This is a genomic window from Nonomuraea sp. SBT364 (assembly GCF_001083785.1).
In the GTDB taxonomy this organism is placed as follows: domain Bacteria; phylum Actinomycetota; class Actinomycetes; order Streptosporangiales; family Streptosporangiaceae; genus Nonomuraea.
Genome location: NZ_LAVL01000054.1, coordinates 1 through 15,310 on the forward strand (window position 1 = coordinate 1; position 15,310 = coordinate 15,310).

The following is a 15,310-nucleotide window of genomic DNA, read 5'->3' on the forward strand; positions in this document are numbered from 1 at the left end:
GCAGGGAGGTGGGCGGGCTTCGCCTGGGGCTGTGGCCCCGGTGGGGCTTCGGTGTGGCCGTTCGCTGGGTCGGCACACGGTGGTGCGTCGCCCGGCTGTCTCAGGGGCCTCTGGGAGCGCCCGCCGACCTGCCTCGCCTGGGAGGGAGCCGGGCGCCCTCCGAAGGAAGGCGCCGGCCGGGTGCCCCTCGGGAAGTCCCGAGGGGCGGCGCGGACGAGGGGTCAGTCGGTTTCCGGGGAAGCGCCCGGGTCGTCGGGGCCGGCGGCGAGGGCGCCGCCGATGGCGCCGATGGTGTGGGTGAGGCGGACGCCGGAGCCGTCGCGGCGCCCGATCTCGTCCGGGAGCGGCACCGGCTTGCCGACCGAGGAGACGGCCTTGGCCGGGGCCGGCCCGGCCCAGGCGAGCAGCAGGACGTCCTCGCCCTTGAGGAAGCGCTGGGCGCGCACGCCGCCCGTGGCCCGCCCCTTGGCGGGGAACTCGGCGTAGTCGGACACCTTGCCGCCACCCACCTGGGTGCCCGGCAGCGCGGTGGAGGAGCCGGCGACGGTGACCACCTGGCCGGGCCGGGACGGGTCGACGACGCCGAACCAGATCACCCGGGCCCCGCCGTCGAGCCGGATGCCCGCCATGCCGCCCGCGGGCCGCCCCTGGGGCCGTACGTGCGCCGCCTGGTAGCGCAGGAGCTGGGCGTCGGAGCTGATGAACACCAGGTCGTGATCCTCGGACTCGAGCTCGGCCGCGCCCACCACGAGGTCGCCGTCCTTGAGGGTGATCACCTCGAAGTCGTCGCGGTTGGCCGGATAGTCGGGCACCACCCGTTTCACCACGCCCTGGGCGGTGCCCAGCGCCAGCCCGGGGCCATCGGGATCGAGGGAGCCCAGGCCGACCACGGTCTCGTCGGGCTGGAGGGACACGTACTCGGCGACGGGATGCCCGCCCGACAGCGACGGCGGGCTGGCCGACGGCGGGAGGGTGGGCAGGTCGACCACCTGGACGCGGATGAGCCGGCCCAGCGACGTGACGACACCCACCTCGCCCCTGACGGTCGTGCGCACCACGGAGACCAGCACGTCGTGCGCGGTGCGGTCACCGGTGGCGGGCAGCGGGTCGGCGGCGGAGGTGCGGGCCAGCAGGCCCGTGGACGACAGCAGCGCCAGGCACGGGTCGTCGGCCACCTGCAGCTCGACCGTCGCGGTGCGGGTGACGCCGGACGCCTCCAGCAGCACCGTGCGGCGCGGCGTGGCGTATTTCTTGGCCACGTCGGCCAGCTCGGCGGAGACGACCTGACGCAGCCGGGTCTCCGACGACAGGATGCCCGTCAGCTCGGCGATCTCGTCGGTCAGCGTCTCCTTCTCGCGGTCGAGCTCCAGCTTGTCGTAGCGGGTCAGGCGGCGCAGCGGGGTGTCGAGGATGTAGGCGGCCTGGATGTCGGTCAGGTCGAAGACCTCCATCAGGCGCGCGCGGGCCTGCCCGGAGTCGTCGGAGGTGCGGATGACCTGGATGACCTCGTCGATGTTGAGCAGCGCGACGATGAGGCCGTCGACCAGGTGGAGGCGGTCCTCGCGCTTGCGGCGCCGGTATTCGGAGCGGCGGCGGACGACCTCGATGCGGTGGTTGACGTAGACCTGCAGCAGCTCGCGCAGGCCCAGCGTGCGCGGTTCGCCGTCGACCAGCGCGACGTTGTTGATGCCGAAGGTCTCCTCCATCGGCGTCAGCCGGTAGAGCTCGTCGAGCACCGCCTCGGGGATGAAGCCGTTCTTGATCTCGATGACCAGGCGCAGGCCCTTGTGCCGGTCGGTGAGGTCCTTGAGGTCGGCGATGCCCTGCAGCTTCTTGCTGGTCACCAACTCTTTGATCTTGGTGACCACGCGCTCGGGGCCCACGTTGTAGGGCAGCTCGGTGACGATGATGCCCTTGCGGCGCGGCGTGATCTGCTCGACCGCGCACTTGGCCCGCATCCGGAACGTGCCGCGTCCGCTCTCGTAGGCGTCACGCACCCCCTGCAGGCCGATGATCGTGCCGCCGGTCGGCAGGTCGGGCCCGGGCACGAACTTCATCAGCTCGTCGAGGGTGGCGTCGGGCTTCTTGATCAGATGACGCGCGGCGGCCACGACCTCGGCCAGGTTGTGCGGGGCCATGTTGGTCGCCATGCCGACCGCGATGCCTGTCGTGCCGTTGACCAGCAGGTTGGGGAACGCCGACGGCATGACCGTGGGCTCGGTCTCCTGGCCGTCGTAGTTGGGCTTGAAGTCGACGGTGTCCTCGTCGAGCGACTCCACCATGAGCATCGCGGCCGGGGCCAGCCTGGCCTCGGTGTAACGCATGGCGGCGGGCAGGTCGTCGGGCGAGCCGAAGTTGCCGTGCCCGTCGACCAGCGGCAGCCGCATCGAGAACGGCTGCGCCAGGCGCACCACCGCGTCGTAGATGGCGGTGTCGCCGTGCGGATGGAGCTTGCCCATCACGTCTCCGACGACCCGGGAGGACTTGACGTGCCCCCGGTCGGGGCGCAGGCCCATCTCGCTCATCGAGTAGAGGATGCGCCGCTGCACCGGCTTGAGACCGTCACGGGCGTCGGGCAGCGCACGCTGGTAGATCACCGAATACGCGTACTCGAGGAAGCTCGTGCGCATCTCCGAGGAGACGTCGATGTCGACGATCCGCTCTTCGAAATCCTCAGTCGGGGGTGCAGGGGTACGTCGGGCCATGTCGAACATTGTGCCGAAGAGACGTGGGTGCCCGCGACTTCATCGCGGGTTGGCGTGCGGATCGGGCGGCGACATGATCACTTTTATGGCTGATCTTGGGACGAATCGCCCGCGTCTCGCGCGCGATCAGCGCCCGCGAGCCCTCGCGGAAGCGCGTCCGCAGGCGCGAACCGTCGGGGAAACCTGGTAACAAGGACACATGATTGACGCCCCCGACGCCGCGATGCTGCGCGAAGAGGCCGAGGCCAAACTGCGCGCGCTGGCCGGCGAGCACGCCCGCCTCCGCGACGACCAGTGGAAGGCCATCGAGGCGCTGGTCGTCGACCGGCGGCGGGTGCTCGTGGTGCAGCGCACCGGCTGGGGCAAGTCGGCCGTCTACTTCGTGGCCACCGCCCTGCTGCGCGAGCTCGGCGAGGGGCCGACCGTCATCGTGTCGCCGCTGCTGGCCCTCATGCGCAACCAGATCGCCGCCGCCGAGCGCGCCGGCATCCGCGCCGTGACCATCAACTCGGCCAACCCCGAGGCGTGGGAGGAGGTCTACGGCCAGGTCGCCGACGGCCTCGTCGACGTGCTGCTGGTCAGCCCCGAACGGCTCAACAACCCCGACTTCCGCGACAACGTGCTGCCCGAGCTGGCCGAGAGCGCCGGGCTGGTGGTCGTCGACGAGGCCCACTGCATCTCCGACTGGGGCCACGACTTCCGGCCCGACTACCGCAGGCTGGCCACCCTCTTCGAGGAGCTGCCGCCCGGCATCCCGGTGCTGGCCACCACCGCCACGGCCAACGCCCGCGTCACCCGCGACGTGGCCGAGCAGATGGGCGAGGACACCCTGGTGCTGCGCGGCCCGCTGGAGCGCGAGAGCCTCCACCTGGGCGTCGTGCGGCTCCCGTCGGCCGAGCAGCGGCTGGCCTGGCTGGCGCAGACGCTGCGCGAGCTGCCCGGCTCCGGCATCGTCTACACGCTCACCGTGGCCGCCGCCCACGAGATCGCGAGCTACCTGCGTGAGCAGGGTCACGAGGTGGCCGCCTACTCCGGCCAGACCGACCCGGCCGAGCGGCTGGCGGCCGAGGAGGCGCTGCTCAACAACAAGATCAAGGCGCTGGTCGCCACCAGCGCGCTCGGGATGGGGTTCGACAAGCCCGACCTGGGGTTCGTCGTGCACGTGGGCGCGCCGCAGTCGCCGGTCGCCTACTACCAGCAGGTCGGCCGCGCCGGGCGCGGGGTGGAGCGGGCCGAGGTCATCCTGCTGCCCGGCACCGAGGACCGCGACATCTGGGCCTACTTCACGTCGCTGGCGTTCCCGCCGGAGCCGGTGGTGCGCACCGTGCTGGAGACGCTGGCCGAGCGGGGCGTCATGTCCACCCAGGCCCTGGAGACCGCCGTCGACCTCAGCCGCAGCCGGCTGGAGATGATGCTCAAGGTCCTCGACGTCGACGGCGCGGTGCGCAGGGTCAAGGGCGGCTGGGAGGCCACCGGCGAGGAGTGGGCCTACGACGCCGAGCGCTACGCCCGCATCGCCGCCGAGCGCAAGGCCGAGCAGGACGCCATGCTCGGCTACCTCACCACCACCGACTGCCGCGAGGAATACCTGCGCAGGCGGCTCGACGACGAGGCCGCCCGGCCGTGCGGGCGCTGCGACAACTGCACCGGGCGGCACCGCTCACCGGAGATCGCCGCCGGGGCCGTCGAGACCGCCCGTGAGCGGCTGAGCAGGCCCGGCGTCGACATCGAGGCCCGCAAGCAGTGGCCGACCGGGCTGGCCGACCTGTCCGGCCGGATCAAGCCCGAGCTGGGCGCCGAGCCGGGCCGGGCGCTGGGCCGGCTCACCGACATCGGCTGGGGCAACCGGCTGCGCGAGCTGTTCGCCGGGGCCGACGGGCCGATGGCCGACGACATGTTCGCGGCCGTGATCAAGGTCCTGTCCGCCTGGGAGTGGCGCGAGCGGCCGGTGGCCGTGGTCAGCCTGCCGTCGGCGTCGCGGCCGCTGCTGGTACGCGGCTTCGCCGAGCGGCTCGCGCAGGTGGGGCGGCTGTCCTACCTGGGTGAGCTCGGCTACCGGTCGGGGCCGCCGGGGCAGCAGTTCAACAGCGCCAAGCGGGTGCAGGCCGTCCGGGCGACGCTGGCCATGCCGCGCGAGGTGGGCGCCGCCGTGGCCGCCTGCGGCGGGCCGGTGCTGCTGATCGACGACCGGGTCGACACCGGCTGGACGATGACGCTGGCCGCAGCCCTGGTGCGTCACGCGGGCGCGCCCGCCGTCCTCCCGCTCGTCCTGGCCACCACGTCCTGACCCGTCCGGCACCGGAAGGCAGCTCCGGGCCCGCAAGCCCGGCGCGGGCTAGAGGCGGAGGCGGGCGCCGAGGTGCACGATCGCCTTGGCGGCCAGGGCACAGCCGGCCCCCAGCGACTCCGCCGGCGGCTTGCCCGCCAGCCAGGCCGGCAGGAACCCGGCGCAGAACGCGTCACCCGCGCCCGTGCCGTCGACGATCCGGTCGACCGGCTCGGCCGGCACATGGACCGGCTCGGGCCGCCCGTTGCCGAACCACAGCGCGCCCTCGGCGGTCATCTTGATGACCACCTGCGGGAACCACGCCGTGAGCACCTTGGCCGCGGCCTCCGGATCGTCACGCCCGGTCAGCACCTTGGCCTGGTCGATGTTGGCGAACAGCAGCTTGGCGCCGTTGGTCCACTCCAGGAACGGCTCGGCCCCCGTACGCTCCAGAGGCGCTGACGAGGCGCAGTCGACGGAGATCGACATCCCCGAGCGGCGGGCCATGTCGAGCGCGGCGAGGCCCGCGTCACGCGAGCCCTCGTTGATCAGCGTGTAGCCCGACAGGTGCAGGTGGCCGCCGCCGTTGAACAGGTCACGCGGCAGGTCCTCCGGCGACAGGGCGGCGTTGGCGCCCGGGTCGGACAGCATGGTGCGCTCGCCCTTGTGCGTGACGAGCACCACGCAGGTGCCGGTCGGCCGCTCAGGGTCCATGACGAGCCGGGCGTCGACGCCGTAGCCCATCAGCTCCATGTCGCGGTTGCGCCCCGTGATGTCGGCGCCCCGGCGGCCGATGAAGGCCACCTCCGCGCCCTCGACGGCTAGCCACGAGGCGATGTTGGCCCCGGAGCCGCCACCGTGCATCGTGACGATCGCCGGGGTGTCGCTCGCCCTGGCGAGCGCATAACGGGCGCGCGCCACCGCGTCGGTCATGAGATCGCCCACCACGACGACCCGCGTCATGATGCCACCACCTTGCTGCCTACAGATCGAGCCTGGCCACGGCAAAACTAACAGCTTCCAGCCGGTTCGTGTGGCGGACCCCCGACACCGGGCCTGAGTCGATGCACAAGCGTTGCCCAACTTCTTGGGATGTGGGACGCGGGTTTACGCTCGGGACTGTGGAGGCACAGTATCCGGCCCATTGGGAAGCCGACGTCGTCCTGGCCGACGGAGGCACCGCGCACGTGCGCCCGATCAGGCCCGCGGACGCAGACCGGTTGCGCGCCTTCTACTCGCGGCTGTCGGCGGAGTCGATCTACTTCCGGTTCTTCGGGCCGCGGCCCCGGCTGTCGGACCGGGAGGTCGCCTGGTTCACCACCGTCGACTACGAGAGCCGCGTCGCCCTGATCGCCACGATCGGGACGGAGATGGTGGCGGTCATCCGTTACGACCGCACCGGCCCGGGCGAGGCCGAGGTGGCCTTCCTCGTCGAGGACGCCCACCAGGGCAGGGGAGTGGCCTCCGTGCTGCTCGAACACCTGGCCGCCACCGCCCGCGAACGCGGCATCGAGCGTTTCGTCGCCGACGTGCTGCCCGCCAACATGAAGATGATGGGCGTGCTGCGCCAGGCCGGCTACACCGCCGAGAGCAGCTTCGCGGACGGCGTCGTGCGCATGACGCTCGACCTCACCCCGACCGAGACCGCCACCGAGGTCACCGCCGCCCGCGAGCACCGCGCCGAGGCCCGCTCGATCGCCCGGCTGCTCACGCCCGGCTCGGTCGCCGTCATCGGCGCCTCCCGCGAGCCGGGCGGCGTCGGCCAGACCGTGCTGCGCAACCTGCTCGCCGCCGACTTCACCGGGCCCGTCTACCCCGTGCACCGCGAGGTCCGCGCGATGGCCGGGGTGCGCGCCTACCCGAGCGTGTCCGCCATCGACGACGAGGTGGACCTCGCCATCGTCGCCGTGCCCGCCGAGAGCGTCCTCGACGTGGTCAAGGAGTGCGCCGAGAAGGGCGTGCACGGCCTCGTCGTGGTGTCGTCCGGGTTCGGCGAGACCGGCAGCCGGGGCCGGGCCAGGCAGGACGAGCTCGCCCGCATCGCCCGCTCCTACGGCCTGCGCGTGGTCGGCCCCAACTGCCTGGGCATCGCCAACACCGACCCCGCCGTCAAGCTGAACGCCACCCTCGCCGCCACCGTACCCGGCCGAGGGCGGGTCGGCTTCTTCAGCCAGTCGGGCGCCCTCGGCACCGCGCTCCTGCAGCGCGTCAAGCAGCGCGGCATGGGCATCTCGTCGTTCGTCTCGGCGGGCAACCGGGCCGACGTGTCGGGCAACGACCTGCTCCAGTACTGGGAGGAGGACGAGGCGACCGAGGTGATCCTGCTCTACCTGGAGTCCCTGGGCAACCCGCGCAAGTTCACCCGCCTGGCGCGGCGCATCGCGCGCACCAAGCCCATCGTCGTGGTCAAGAGCGGCGGCACCCCGGCCGGCCACTCCGCCGAGGAGCTCGGGCTGCCCGACTCCGCCGTCAGCTCGCTGTTCGAGCAGGCCGGGCTGATCCGGGTCGCCGACCTCATCGAGCTCTTCGACGTCGGCCAGCTCCTGGCCTACCAGCCGCTGCCCGCGGGGCCGCGCGTCGCCCTGGTCACCAACTCCGACGCGCTCGGCCTGCTCGCCGCCGACGCCTGCGTCGCCGCCGGCCTCGCGCCGCGCCCCCCGGCCAACCTCGGGCCCGCCGCCGGGGCCGCCGAATTCGGTACGGCTCTCGCGGCGGAGCTGGCCTCACCCGAGGTGGACGCGGCGGTCGTGATCTACATGCCGCCCATCCCCGGTGACGCCGCCGGGATCGCGGCCCGGCTCCTGGAGGTTTCGCAGGGTTCGGCCAAGCCCGTCCTCGCCACCTTCCAGGGGCATCTCGGCATGCACTCCTGCCTGCGGACCGGCCCGGTCCCCTCGCGCGGCTCCATCCCCTCCTACGCGGCCCCGGAGGAGGCGGTACGCGCCCTGTCCCACGCGGTCCGCTACGCGGCCTGGCGCGCCCGCCCCGCAGTCCCCCCGACGGACCTGGAGGACATCGACACCGCCCGCGCCCAAGCCCTCGTCCACCGCACCCTCAGCCCCGAGCCGGGCGGCACCGAGAAGACCACCCCCGCAGAGCCCGCCGCCGGGTCGCCTTACGGCGCCGCGTCTCCGGGCGGCTCCCCCCGCGATCCGGGCCCGTCCGGTCAGGCAGCAGGGGCGGAGGTGGGGGCCTTCGCGGAGGCCGGGCCGCCGGTGCAGGCCGACGCGGCCGAACTGCTCGCCTGTTACGGGCTAGGCGTGTGGCCGGCCGAGGTGGTGCGGTCGCCGGACGAGGCCGTGGCCGCCGCCGAGCGCCTCGGGTGGCCGGTGGTGCTCAAGGTCGCCGACCCCGGCGCGTCCCGCCGGGCCGGGACCGTACGCCTCGGCCTGTCCACCGCCGGGAGCGTGCGGCACGCGTACACCGAGTTCGCCCGGCAGTTCGGCGACGCCACGGAGCTGGCCGTGCAGCGGATGGCCCCGCAGCCCGCCGTGCCCACGGTCGTGAGCGTCGTCGAGGACCCGGCGTTCGGGCCCGTCGTGTCGTTCGGGCTGGGCGAGGTGACCGCGCGCCTCCTCCTCGACCAGGGGTTCCGGCTCGCGCCGCTCACCCGCGAGGACGCCGCCGGCCTGGTGCGCTCCGTACGTGCCGCGCCGCTGCTCTTCGGCGAGTACGGCTACCCGCCGGTCGCCGTCGACGCCCTGGAGGATCTCCTGGTCAGGGTGGGCCGCCTCGCGCACGACCTGCCGGAGCTGGCCAGGCTGGACCTGGACCAGGTCCTGGTCGGCGAGAGCGGCGTCATCGTCCTCGGCGCCCGGGCGATCCTCCGCACCCCCCCCGGTCCCCGGCTCGACGGCGGCCCGCGCCGCCTGGGCTGACCCGCTCGTCCCGCCCGGGAACCCCCGGTCACGCGCTCCTGCCCCGGCCGATGAGGCGAAATATCAGTATTGAAGACGTTATAGAGCGTTATATCTGGCGGGTGAGTGCACTGCGAGGCCCTGGCAAACTGGATCCATGAGGGAAACCCGAGTCTCAGCCGCGGGCCTGCGTGAAGCGATCGAACGCAGCGGCTATTATCCCGACCTCGTCACCGATGCGGTCGAATCCGCGCTGGGCAAGGAGGCCGTGACCGCGTTCGTGGTCCATCACGAGGCCACCTTCGATCCCGCGATGGAGGTGCGCCGGCACGTCACCGTGCTGGTGCTCACGGGCACGAGGCTGCTGGTGTGCCACACCGACGAGCACCCGGCGGTGGAGGGGGTCTCGACGGCGCACGCGTCCACGACCACGGAGGCGGTGCGGCTGAGCCGGGTCCAGTCGGTCGCGGTGACCCGGGTGGTCCCCGACCCGGCCTCCTACGTCCCCGGCGTGCCGCCCACCGAGGCGACGCTCACCATCGGCTGGGGCGCCATCTCCCACGTCGACCTGGAGCCCGCCACGTGCGGCGACGAGAACTGCGAGGCCGACCACGGCTACACCGGCGCCATCACCGCCGACGACCTCTCCCTGCGCGTCAGCGAGGCCGCCGACGGCCCCGAGGCGGTCACCCACGTCCTCGCCTTCGCCAAGGCCCTGTCGGAGGCCACGGCCCGCGCCGCCGCCTGAGCCGCACGGCACGGCCGAGCCCTGGGTGGGCGGCGCCGCGGTGGCTAGGATCGGGGCATGCGACGCGTGCCGCTGGTGCCGGCCTACGGCGGGGCCTCCCTGCCGGATCTCGCCCGTTCCCTGCTGGCGGCGCTCGGCCTCGACGAGCCCAACCCGCTGGCGATCGCGCCCGCCACGCGCACCTGCCTGTTCCTCGTCGACGGCCTCGGCGCGGAGCTCCTGCGCGCCCACGCCGGCACCGCCCCCTTCCTCACAGCCGCCGCCGAATCAGCCGCAGCCAAGACAGCCGCGGCCGCCGCCGCACCCGCCCGTGCCGCCGGGACGGCCCTCGCGACGCCCGCCACCCTGACCGCCGGCTTTCCCGCGACGACCGTGACGAGCCTGTGCTCGCTGGGGACGGGGCTGCCGCCGGGCGAGCACGGCATGCTCGGCCTCACGCTCGCCGTGCCCGGCGCCGGACGGCTGTTCAACTGCCTGCGCTGGACCGGGATGCCGATGGACCCGGCCGAGTGGCAGCCGAGCCCCACCGTCTACCAGCGGGCCGCCGCGGCCGGGATCGAGCCGGCGTACGTGGCCCCCGCCGAGTTCGAGGGCAGCGGCCTGACCGGCGCCGTCTACCGGGGCGTCCGCTACGCGCCGGCCGAGACCGCGGACGACCGGGTCACCAGGGCCCTGGCGGAGCTGGCGAGGCCACGCGCCCACGTCACGGTCTACTACGGCGACCTCGACGCGGCCGGGCACCTGACCGGGTGGGGCAGCGACGAGTGGCTGCGCGAGCTGGCGATCGTCGACCGCATGGCGGCGCGGCTGGCCGAGGGCCTGCCCGACGGCGCCGCCCTGTACGTGACCGCCGACCACGGCATGGTCAACGCCACCGACAAGCTCGACGCCGAGGCGACACCGGAGCTGACCCGCGGCGTGGCGATGCTCGGCGGCGAGGCCCGCGCCCGGCACGTCTACGCCGAGCCGGGCGCCGCCGCGGACGTGCTCGACGCGTGGGAGGCGACGTTACGGGGGCGGGCCTGGGTGGTGCCGCGCGAGGAGGCGGTCGAGGCCGGCTGGTTCGGGCCGAAAGTGCGCGACGAGTGGCTCGGCCGCATCGGTGACGTGGTCGCCGTCCCCTACACTGACCTGGCGATCATCGCCCCGGCCGCGCATCGGATCGAGGCGCTCTTCACCGGTTACCACGGCTCCATGACCGCCGCCGAGCAACTCGTACCACTTGTGGAGGTATCCCGCCGATGAGCCCGCTGATCACTCCGCTGGTCACCCCGGAGGACCTGGCCGCGCTGGGCGGCACGGTGAGCGTGCTCGACGTGCGCTGGCGGCTCGGCGGCCCGCCCGGGATCGGGCTCTACCGTGAGGGCCACGTGCCCGGCGCCGTCTACTGCGACCTCGACGCCGACCTGGCCGGGCCGCCCGGCGCGGGCGGGCGGCACCCGCTGCCCGGCGCGGAGGAGTTCGGGCGGGCGATGCGGCGGCTCGGCGTGTCCGGCGGGCGGCCCGTGGTGGTGTACGACGACGCGGGCGCCACCGTGGCCGCGCGGGCCTGGTGGACGCTGCGTTACTTCGGCCACCCCGACGTGCGGGTGCTCGACGGCGGCCTGCCGGCCTGGATCGCGGCCGGGCTGCCGGTGACCAAGGACGAGCCCGGGCCGGAGCCCGGCGACTTCACCGCCACGCCGGGCGGGATGCCGGTGCTCGACGCCGACCAGGCCGCGGCGCTGGCCGGTTCCGGCGTGCTGCTCGACGCCCGGGCGGAGGAGCGCTACCGGGGCGAGACGGAGCCGATCGACCCGGTGGCCGGGCACATCCCCGGCGCCGTCAGCGCCCCGACCACCGCGAACGTCGGCCCCGACGGCCGCTTCCCAGCACCCGACGTGCTGCGGGTCCGCTTCGCCGGGCTGGGCGTGACCGCAGGCGTGCCGGTCGGCGCCTACTGCGGGTCCGGCGTGACGGCCGCCCACGAGGTGCTCGCCCTGGCCGTCGCCGGGATCGACGCCGCCCTCTACGTGGGCTCGTGGTCCAGCTGGGTCGCCGACCCCACCAGGCCCGTCGCCACCGGCTGACCGCCCCCACCGGCAGCCGCCCCGTCCAGCGCGGCCGGCGCGGCCCGCTCGTGCAGCGCGGCGGGCCGGACGAGTGGCTGGTGACCGGCGCCGAAGCAGACGAAGCCCGGCACCCCCGTCGCCGCCGAGGCGGAGGCCAGAGCCTCGGCGGGCGGACGACCGGTGGCGAGCAGCTCGTGGAAGCTCGTCATGAGCGCCAGCGCGTCCTCGTCGCCCACCGGCACCATCCCCGCCACCACGCAGGCGGCCCCCCGGGCCAGGAACGTGCCGGCCAGCCCGAGCGGCGCCCCGTCGGCGGGCGTGCGCGCCATCCCCGAGTCGCAGGACGACAGCACCACCAGCCTCGGCGCCCGCGTCACCTGCAGCAGGTCGTACGCCATGAGCGGGCCGTCCGCCAGCGTGATCCCGGACAGCAGCGGGCTGCGCGCGTGGAACACGCCGTGAGCGGCCAGGTGCAGCACGTCCGCGCCGGCCAGCGCCTCCAGCACGGCGTCCCGGCGCGCGGGCACCGGGCGGGCGCCGGGGTGGCGGGCGAGCACCCGCCGCACCTCCTCCTCGGCGTGCGCGAGCCCCGGCCCGGCCGCCGCGACCACGGACGGCGGCCCGCTCACGGCGGCCCGCCCGCTCGCCGCCAGCCACCCGGCCGCGCTCGCCGCCACGCTCACCGGACGTTCGCGCAGGTACGGCAACGCGCCCCAGGGCAGCGTGTGCAGCACCCCGGTCGGCACCAGGACGAGCGGCCGGTCACCGAGCTCGTCGGCGAGGGGCCCGAGCAGCTGACGTCCGAGCTCGGCCCCGATGGCGTCGATCGGCTGCGGCGGGCCGGCGCCGCCCTCGCGCAGGCTGGCGCGGCGCAGCGAGTAGCGCAGCCGGACGAGCGTCTCGGCCACGGCACGCAGCCCGCCGAGCCGCCGCAGCGTCACCCGCTCGCCGGTGACGACCACGGCCAGCAGCGTCCCCTCGTCGGTGACGTACTCCACCAGCGCGGCCCGGCCCAGCGCGCCGCGCAGCGGCCCGGGGCCGGTCAGCGGGCGGGCGTGCGCCGGCGCGGCCACCGCCCGCCACCGCTCGGCCCACTCGAACACCTCGTCGGCGCCGCCGTCGCGGACGGCCAGCCGCAGCCCGAACGCCGCCAGCCGCTCGCCCGAGCGGGCCGCGTGGGCGCGCAGCGACGGGTCGTCGAGGGTGTCCATCTGCCCGCCCATCTCGGCCAGGCCGTCCCGGATCGCGCGGAAGGCGCCCGGAACGTCCTCCTGCAGCGACGCCTCCAGAGCCAGCGCGTGCTGCCGCACCACGGCGGGCACCTGAGCCGCCTGCGCGAGCTGCCGGTCCTGCTGCTCACAGGACAGCGGCGTCAGCCGGGTGCCCGCCGGCATCCACCGCTCGCGCGGCCTGGCGTGCATGGTGAGCCGGGCGAGCTGGGCCGACGCCGTCGGATGGTCGTCGACGGCCAGCGCGGTCTCGGCCGCCACCAGCCGCAGCGCCGCCGCCCCGGCCAGGTGGGCGGCGTCGCGTTCCAGCTCACCCGCGCACCCGATCAGCTCGGTGAGCAGCTCGGGCGTCGGCGGCTCCAGCGTCAGCCTGGCCCGCAGCACGACCTCCCTGGCCAGCGGCAGCCACGTGTGCCGCTCCTGCTCCATGAGCTCACGGCCGGCCCGCTCGGCCACCGCGATCGCCTCGCGGGCATCGCCGGTCAGCAGCTCGACCTGCGCGAGCTTGAGCCGCGCCTCGGCCAGCGCCACGCGCCCGCCGGACTTCTCCAGGTCGGGCACGGCCAGGCTGAGCAGCGCCCGGGCCTCGCCGGGCAGGTGGGCGGCCAGCAGGGCGCCGGCGAAGTCGGCGCGCATCGTGGCCAGCCGCTCGGTGAAGCCGAACAGGGTGTCCTGGGCGGCGCGGTAATGGGCGAACGCCTCGCCGACGTCGCCGCGTCGTACGGCGAGAAAGGGGAGGTTGGCGGCGGCGAGCCGGGCCAGGTGGTGGAGCCCGGCGTGCCGGGCGATCTCCAGGCAGGCGCTGATGTCGCGCATCGCGTCGTCCCAGTCGCCCCGGTAGGCGTGCACCAGCCCCCGGTTGAGCAGCCCGCCCGCCAGGAACCTGCGGTCGTCGACCGTGCCGGGGGCGGCCACCAGCGCCCGCAGCGCCCGGTCGCAGGAGGCCACCGCCTCCTGGTAGCGGCCCAGGCACGCCAGCGCGACCGCCCGCTGCGTGTCGAGCTTGGCGCGGTCGAGCGGCGACAGGTAGGCCCACGCGAGCGCGGCGACGCGCAGCGCCTGCAGCGGGTGCCCGCGCTCGGTGCGCACCGTGACCAGCGAGAGCCGGGCCTGCGCGAGCCGCTCGCCGGGCGCCCCGACGGTGCCGATCGCCTGCCTGAGGTGCTCCTCGGCCGCCCGCAGGTCGCCGAGCTCGCGCTCGGCCAGCCCCATCGCCCGCAGCGCCACCACCGTCGCCTCGGCGCTGCCTGCCGTGGCCGCGGCCGTCTTCAGGATCGTACGGCCGGCGCGCAGGGCCTGCTCCGGGTCCACCACGGAACGCAGCACCGCCATCTCCGCCGCGCGCACGAGCATGGCGACGACCGGGGACGCGGCCCGCGGGTGGTCCGGTGTCGTCACGTCAGCCTCGGCGTTCAAGGGCGGATGCGGACCCACCGGGTCTGGATGGGGGCGTGACCGGGGCGGTGGCACACCACGCTGAGCCAGCCCGGCGGCAGCCCGGTGACCGCGAAGTGGCCGCCGTGCGCCAGCCGCCTGCTGAGCGTCAGATGCGGGGTGCGTACCTCGACGAGGGTGCCGTCGACGGGAGCCGGGCACACCTGCCCCGCCACGTCGATGAGCCCGTCGCCCACCGTCACCTCCAGGTCGAAGGTGAGCCCGGCGGCGACGAAGCGGACCATCTGCGGCCCCTCCGCCCCCCGCACGCCGCGCGTGGCGGCGCACTCGGCGGGGACGGCGGTGACCGCGCTGGGGACCCGGAGCCGGAAGAGGTCGCGGGCGGCCGCGCTCACGTGCCCCGGGATCGGATCGCTCCCGGCGGCCAGTCTGAGCGCCGCCAGGAAGTATTCGTCGTTGATCATTGCACCGTCTCCTGTAGTGAGATCAGGGTGCGCAGTTTTTCCAGGCAGCGCGCCCTCGTAGGGCCGACGCTGCCGATCGGGACGCCCAGGCGCTGGGCCATCTGCCGGCTGCCGAGATCGGTCGCGACCAGCCGGAGGAGGGTGCGGCAGGGCTCGTGCAGGGTGGAGACCGTCTGCCACAGCAGGCGGTTGCCGTCGGCCTCCAGCACGGCCGAGGCCGGGTCCGGGGCGGCCGGGGGCTCCGCGGCCGGGCTGTGCGGCGGCTTCCGGAGGAGCTGGAGCGCTTCGCGACGGGTCGTCGTGGCCAGCCACGCGCCCACCGCCGCGGGCTCCCTGATCGCGTGAAGGTGCTCCAGCAGGCGCAGCCACGCGCCCTGGACCACGTCCGCCGCGTCGCTGTCGCCGAGACCGCAGGAACGGGCCACCGCCCACATCCGCGGCCCGAACCGGAACACGAGCTGGTCCCAGGCTTGCTGGTCGCCGCCGGCCGCCGCCGCGAGCAGCTCCGCTGGATCGCGCGTGTCGTGCATACGGCCTCCTTCCCGACCTTGCCGGGGAGGCTTCCTGCCTCCACGTGATCGCCTGGGGACTGAGC

At 74.6% G+C, this 15,310-nt stretch carries 10 protein-coding genes; 5 read left to right on the forward strand and 5 right to left on the reverse strand.

From position 1 onward, the window contains the following. Window positions 1–221: 221 nt before the first annotated feature. Window positions 222–2,705 carry a DNA gyrase/topoisomerase IV subunit A gene (locus ADY59_RS23625; protein ID WP_231618851.1) on the reverse strand — a complete coding sequence of 828 codons (2,484 nt, stop codon included), beginning with the start codon at window positions 2,703–2,705 and terminating at the stop codon, window positions 222–224. Window positions 2,706–2,904: 199 nt separating this feature from the next. Here ADY59_RS23625 and ADY59_RS23630 point away from each other — a divergent pair, with 199 nt between their 5' ends. Beyond that, window positions 2,905–4,992: a RecQ family ATP-dependent DNA helicase gene (locus ADY59_RS23630; RefSeq protein WP_049565630.1), complete on the forward strand. Its 2,088-nt coding sequence runs from the start codon at window positions 2,905–2,907 to the stop codon at window positions 4,990–4,992. Window positions 4,993–5,040: 48 nt separating this feature from the next. Here ADY59_RS23630 and ADY59_RS23635 read toward each other — a convergent pair whose 3' ends face one another. Then, complete coding sequence (locus tag ADY59_RS23635; protein ID WP_049565633.1) at window positions 5,041–5,934, reverse strand: carbohydrate kinase family protein; 894 nt, start codon at window positions 5,932–5,934, stop codon at window positions 5,041–5,043. A 101-nt stretch (window positions 5,935–6,035) separates the two neighbouring features. Here ADY59_RS23635 and ADY59_RS23640 point away from each other — a divergent pair, with 101 nt between their 5' ends. The 4 genes from ADY59_RS23640 (at window position 6,036) to ADY59_RS23655 (ending at window position 11,645) form a co-directional block, all read left to right on the forward strand. After that, entirely contained in the window at window positions 6,036–8,849 is a 2,814-nt protein-coding gene (locus ADY59_RS23640; RefSeq protein ID WP_082310347.1) for a bifunctional GNAT family N-acetyltransferase/acetate--CoA ligase family protein, read from the forward strand. A 136-nt stretch (window positions 8,850–8,985) separates the two neighbouring features. Further along, window positions 8,986–9,576: a DUF5998 family protein gene (locus ADY59_RS23645; RefSeq protein ID WP_049565639.1), complete on the forward strand. Its 591-nt coding sequence runs from the start codon at window positions 8,986–8,988 to the stop codon at window positions 9,574–9,576. A gap of 57 nt (window positions 9,577–9,633) precedes the next feature. After that, the gene (locus ADY59_RS23650) at window positions 9,634–10,821 is read left to right on the forward strand and encodes an alkaline phosphatase family protein (RefSeq protein ID WP_049565642.1); all 1,188 of its coding nucleotides are present in this window, start codon (window positions 9,634–9,636) and stop codon (window positions 10,819–10,821) included. Then, window positions 10,818–11,645, forward strand: a complete 828-nt coding sequence (locus ADY59_RS23655; protein WP_049565645.1) for a sulfurtransferase — start codon at window positions 10,818–10,820, stop codon at window positions 11,643–11,645. The genes ADY59_RS23650 and ADY59_RS23655 overlap by 4 nt, the downstream gene beginning before the upstream one ends. On the opposite strand, the gene ADY59_RS23660 is transcribed toward ADY59_RS23655, so the two are convergent. The 3 genes from ADY59_RS23660 to ADY59_RS23670 are packed head-to-tail and all read right to left on the reverse strand — an operon-like array spanning window position 11,585 to window position 15,245. Continuing rightward, window positions 11,585–14,272 carry a CHAT domain-containing protein gene (locus tag ADY59_RS23660; protein WP_156325685.1) on the reverse strand — a complete coding sequence of 896 codons (2,688 nt, stop codon included), beginning with the start codon at window positions 14,270–14,272 and terminating at the stop codon, window positions 11,585–11,587. The two genes, ADY59_RS23655 and ADY59_RS23660, sit on opposite strands and share 61 nt — an antisense overlap. Beyond that, entirely contained in the window at window positions 14,269–14,715 is a 447-nt protein-coding gene (locus ADY59_RS23665) for a hypothetical protein (protein ID WP_049565650.1), read from the reverse strand. Before ADY59_RS23665 ends, ADY59_RS23660 begins: the two co-directional genes overlap by 4 nt. Beyond that, window positions 14,712–15,245, reverse strand: a complete 534-nt coding sequence (locus ADY59_RS23670; RefSeq protein WP_049565654.1) for an RNA polymerase sigma factor — start codon at window positions 15,243–15,245, stop codon at window positions 14,712–14,714. The genes ADY59_RS23665 and ADY59_RS23670 overlap by 4 nt, the downstream gene beginning before the upstream one ends. Window positions 15,246–15,310 lie beyond the last annotated feature (65 nt).

Coding starts and splice junctions, on each gene's coding strand:
- ADY59_RS23650 (WP_049565642.1), top strand. CDS start 9,634: ATGCGACGCGTGCCGCTGGTGCCGGCCTACGGCGGGGCCTCCCTGCCG.
- ADY59_RS23655 (WP_049565645.1), top strand. CDS start 10,818: ATGAGCCCGCTGATCACTCCGCTGGTCACCCCGGAGGACCTGGCCGCG.
- ADY59_RS23630 (WP_049565630.1), top strand. CDS start 2,905: ATGATTGACGCCCCCGACGCCGCGATGCTGCGCGAAGAGGCCGAGGCC.
- ADY59_RS23635 (WP_049565633.1), bottom strand. CDS start 5,934: ATGACGCGGGTCGTCGTGGTGGGCGATCTCATGACCGACGCGGTGGCG.
- ADY59_RS23665 (WP_049565650.1), bottom strand. CDS start 14,715: ATGATCAACGACGAATACTTCCTGGCGGCGCTCAGACTGGCCGCCGGG.
- ADY59_RS23625 (WP_231618851.1), bottom strand. CDS start 2,705: ATGGCCCGACGTACCCCTGCACCCCCGACTGAGGATTTCGAAGAGCGG.
- ADY59_RS23670 (WP_049565654.1), bottom strand. CDS start 15,245: ATGCACGACACGCGCGATCCAGCGGAGCTGCTCGCGGCGGCGGCCGGC.
- ADY59_RS23645 (WP_049565639.1), top strand. CDS start 8,986: ATGAGGGAAACCCGAGTCTCAGCCGCGGGCCTGCGTGAAGCGATCGAA.
- ADY59_RS23640 (WP_082310347.1), top strand. CDS start 6,036: ATGCACAAGCGTTGCCCAACTTCTTGGGATGTGGGACGCGGGTTTACG.